Annotated in this window: 4 protein-coding genes; all 4 read right to left on the bottom strand. The window is 66.5% G+C overall.

From position 1 onward, the window contains the following. Positions 1-531: hypothetical protein (locus MUO23_14015; GenBank protein MCJ7514067.1), on the bottom strand; the 531-nt coding region annotated here is incomplete at its 3' end. Between the two features lie 3 nt (positions 532-534). Then, entirely contained in the window at positions 535-1,629 is a 1,095-nt protein-coding gene (locus MUO23_14010; GenBank protein ID MCJ7514066.1) for an isocitrate/isopropylmalate family dehydrogenase, read from the bottom strand. Positions 1,630-1,656: 27 nt separating this feature from the next. Then, a complete protein-coding gene (locus MUO23_14005; GenBank protein MCJ7514065.1) occupies positions 1,657-2,016 on the bottom strand; it encodes a hypothetical protein in 360 nt (119 codons plus the stop codon). Between the two features lie 57 nt (positions 2,017-2,073). After that, complete coding sequence (locus MUO23_14000; protein MCJ7514064.1) at positions 2,074-3,579, bottom strand: carboxypeptidase M32; 1,506 nt, start codon at positions 3,577-3,579, stop codon at positions 2,074-2,076. Positions 3,580-3,856 lie beyond the last annotated feature (277 nt).

Below are 3,856 nucleotides of genomic sequence, written 5' to 3'. Positions count from 1 at the left end.
GCGCTGCCCGTCGCGCAGGCTGTCGATGCTGATCTCAAGCCTGCCCTCCTCGGCGACCAGGTCGAGGTCGAACGGCAGGCTGGCGAGGAAGCGGCCGGGGTTGCCCGGATAGCTGAACAGGTACGTCGTCGCCTGGGAGAGGGTCCGTCCATCTTCGCCGAGCAGACGGAAGTGGACCCGCTGCCCGAAGGACGGTCCACCGAACCCGCGCACGTAGAGCGGGCTGGTGACCTGGGAGCCGGGGCCGGGCAGCAGGATCGCCAGGGATTCCAAGGGCAACCCAACTTGCGGCGGAGTGGGAGTGATCGTCGGCACGGCGACCGCAGGCTCCAGGACGATCGGCGGCGTGGCTGCCGTCAAGGGAGAGAACGCCGGCGTCAGGCTGTCGGCCTGGGACGTCGGCGTGGGTTCCGGTGTGGGTTCGAGAGCGGACGGGGTGGCCCTGTCGGCCGATGGAACGCAGGCTGATAGACAGGCGCCTACAGCCAGGAGCACGAGGTCGGTAGCAGTCAGGCGGCAAACAGGGGCCATGCTTCAGGGAAGGCCGGACCCAATGTCCAGCTTGTTGCGCACGCGCCGGATGACCTCGTCGGTGAACTCGCTGGTTGTGGCGCCCCCCCCGAGGTCGTTGGTGGCGATCCCCTGGCCGATGGCTTCGAAGGCCGACTCGTAGATGGCGCCCGAGGCGCGCCCGGCGGCCGGATCGCCCACGTAGGTCAGCAGGGCGGCGCCGGCTAGGATCATCGCCAGCGGGTTGGCTAGATTCTTCCCCTCCAGCGCCGGCGCAGTCCCGTGCGGAGCTTCGGCCATGACGACCCGGACCTGTAGGCCGGTCTCGTCAAAAGCCAGGACCAGCGACTCCGAGCCGGCGATCGACCCGTACATCTGCAGCACGAGGTCTGACAGGCAATCCCCGTCCCGGTTGAGGGCCGGAATCACCAGGGCCTCGCCGGCGTTCTGCAGCAGCAGAGCGTAGGTGGCGTCGATCAACTGCGGATCGTAGCGCACGCTGGGATGCCGGGCGGCGGCCGCGTCCAACTCCTGCTTGAACATCCCCTCATACACCGGGCTGACGGTGTACTTAGGGCCGCCGAAGACCTTGGCGCCTTGACGTTCGGCATGCTGGAAGGCGAACTCCGCCACTGCCCGGCAGGTCTTGCGGGTGATGCGTTCGGTGCGATAGGCGGCCTCGTCGCCGTCGGGCAGCAGCTCACGCCATTCCTTGGCGCCATAGGCGTCGCCGACCGCCATGCGCACGACGGCGATCGGGGCGTGAACACCGCCCACCGGCCGCACGTTGGGGAGCCGGCGGCCGGTGCGCAGGATCACGCGGCCGTCGATGGCTTCACGCAGGATGGCGTTGGGACTGCCGACATCGTCGACGTCGGCCGGGGTGATCGTCGCCGCCTTCAGGCCGAAGCCGGTGCGGCACATGGCCTCTGCCGCCTGCGTGAGCACGGCGTTGCCGGATCGGCGCCGCGCCTCCAGGCCGACGTCATGGGTTTCAAACGCCAGCGGCAGGCGGATGACGTCCGGATCGAGCACGCGCAGGCCCTGGACCAGCAGTTCCTGGCCGGTCTGGTCGCCCTGCAGGACGACGATGGTGGTGTGCGATTTCGGTTGCATCATGCCCCATGTGGCCGGGACGCTTGCTGCTCAGCCGCCGGTCGTGGCAGACCGCCAGGCGATCGCTGTCAGGAACAGACACAGCAGGCCGTAGGTCAGTGCCGCCCGACGGTCGTCGCGTGCTCGGGTGAAACCATAGGCTGCCGGCAGCGTCAGCGCCGCCACTGCCCCATACAGGATGTGGATGCCGCGCCCGGGCTGCTTCCCGCCGACGAGCAGGACGATCCCCAAAACGCCCTGGGCCAGGATTAGCAGTTCGCCGATGACCAGGATCCCCCAGTAGCCGCCATCCACGCTGCGCCTGCGCACATACAGCAGCAGGCCCCAGAGACCGGCCAGCAGGGTGAAGAGCATGACGGTGTTCGCCAGCAAGCCGTGAATGATGCTCACCGGTAACGCCTCCGGTGGGGGTGGGGTTCTGCAGCCGCCGTGCCGGACAGCGAAACCTCACAGGGCATAGATTTCCCCGAACTTGGCCCGCAAGTAGGCCAGGTAGGGCTCGGCCGTCAGACGCTGGCCGGTGACCCGCTCCAGCAGCTCCATCGGCTCGAACTTGGCGCCGTGCTGATGGATATTGGTCCGCAGCCAACTCAGCAGCGGCTGGAAATCCTTGCCGGCGATCGAGCGATCCAGTTCGGGCAGGTCTTGCCGGATCTTCTCCCACAATTGGCAGGCGATCAGGTTGCCCAGGGTGTAGGTCGGGAAGTAGCCGAAGTATCCGTCCGACCAGTGGATGTCCTGCAGCACTCCCCTGGCATCATCCGGCGGCGAAATGCCTAGGTACTCCTGGCACTTGTCGTTCCAGGCCAGCGGCAGATCCTGGACGGCCAGGCTTCCCTGCATTAGCGCCACCTCCAATTCGAAGCGCAGCATGACATGCAGATTGTAAGTAGCCTCGTCGGCCTCGGTGCGGATCAAGGAGGGTTCGACCTTGTTCAGGGCGCGATAGAACGTCTCCAGGTCTGCCTTTCCCAGCTGCTCGGGAAACAGCTTCTGCAGATCCGGGTAGAACGCTTGCCAGAAAGGGCGGCTGCGGCCGACCAGGTTCTCCCACATCTTGGATTGCGACTCGTGCAGGCCAAGCGAGGCGCCGGCGGCCGTCGGCGTGCGGTCCAGGGCCGGGCTGAGCCCTTGCTCGTACAGCGCATGACCGGCTTCGTGCATCGTCCCGCACATCCCCGTCGGCAGGTAGTCGGGGATGAAGCGAGTGGTGATGCGCACGTCGTTGAAGCCGAAGGAGGTGGTGAACGGATGGGCGGACTTGTCCTGTCGGCCGCGGGTGAAGTCATAGCCGAAACGGCGAACTACGTCCTCGCCGAAGGCCCACTGCTTCTGTTCGTCATACTGCAGGTGCAGCACGCGGTCATCGACTGGCCGTCCGCGCTCGGTGATCTCCCGCACCAGCGCCACCTGCGCCGGGCGCAGTTGATCGAAGACAGCCTGGACCTCGGTGGTCTTCATCCCCGGCTCGTAGTCGTCGATCAGGGGGTCGTAGACGTGGTCGTACGGAGCGAAGAAGGCGGCGTATTCCCGCCGCAGTTGGACCACCCGCGTCAGGTCGGGTTCGAAGCGTGAGAAGTTGGACTGCGCCTTGGCCGCCTCCCACGACTGCATCGCCAGGGACTTGACGCGATTGAACTCTCCGACCCACTCCGACGGCACTCGAGTTGCCTTGTCAAACTCGCGGCGCACGTGGCGCACGATGCGCACCTCATCCGAATCGGGGTCGAGCTTGGCTACCTCGTCGGCGGCTGCCTGAAGCGCCTGCTCGAAATCGGGGCTGACGAAGTGGTCATGCGCCAGGCGTCGCAGGGTGCTGTACTGCATGGCGCGCCCTGCAGCGCCTCCGCTCGGCATGTACGTTTGCTGATCCCACTCCAAGACGGCCGAGGCGGCGTTAAGATCGAAGACGACTCCGACTCGCTCTCGGAATGCATCGAAGTGCTTGCCCACGGTAGTTCATCCTCCTGCTTGATATGGAGCGATGGGCCGAGTCCCGGGCGCAGGATGTGCGCATTCGGCTCGCGCCGGGATTCTACTCCGCTGCGTGCGCTTGCGCTGGCTCAGGCTGCGCCGTCAGGCAAGCCATTCTGGGCCTCGATCTCCCGGAGGGCCGCCAGGTAGGCGTTGTCTTGTGGGTTTGGCGGATAGCGGGTGGCGAACCAGGCGTGAAGGATCGCCTCGGCGAGGGCCGGCGTCGTGCTGCGCAGCGACAGGCAAAGCACATTGG

This window comes from Anaerolineales bacterium, from assembly GCA_022866145.1.
In the GTDB taxonomy this organism is placed as follows: domain Bacteria; phylum Chloroflexota; class Anaerolineae; order Anaerolineales; family E44-bin32; genus PFL42.
This window is presented reverse-complemented; position numbering and strand designations above follow the sequence as displayed.

Bases quoted from the DNA above. Each gene is read 5' to 3' on its own strand.
- MUO23_14010 (MCJ7514066.1), bottom strand. From the start codon at position 1,629: ATGATGCAACCGAAATCGCACACCACCATCGTCGTCCTGCAGGGCGAC.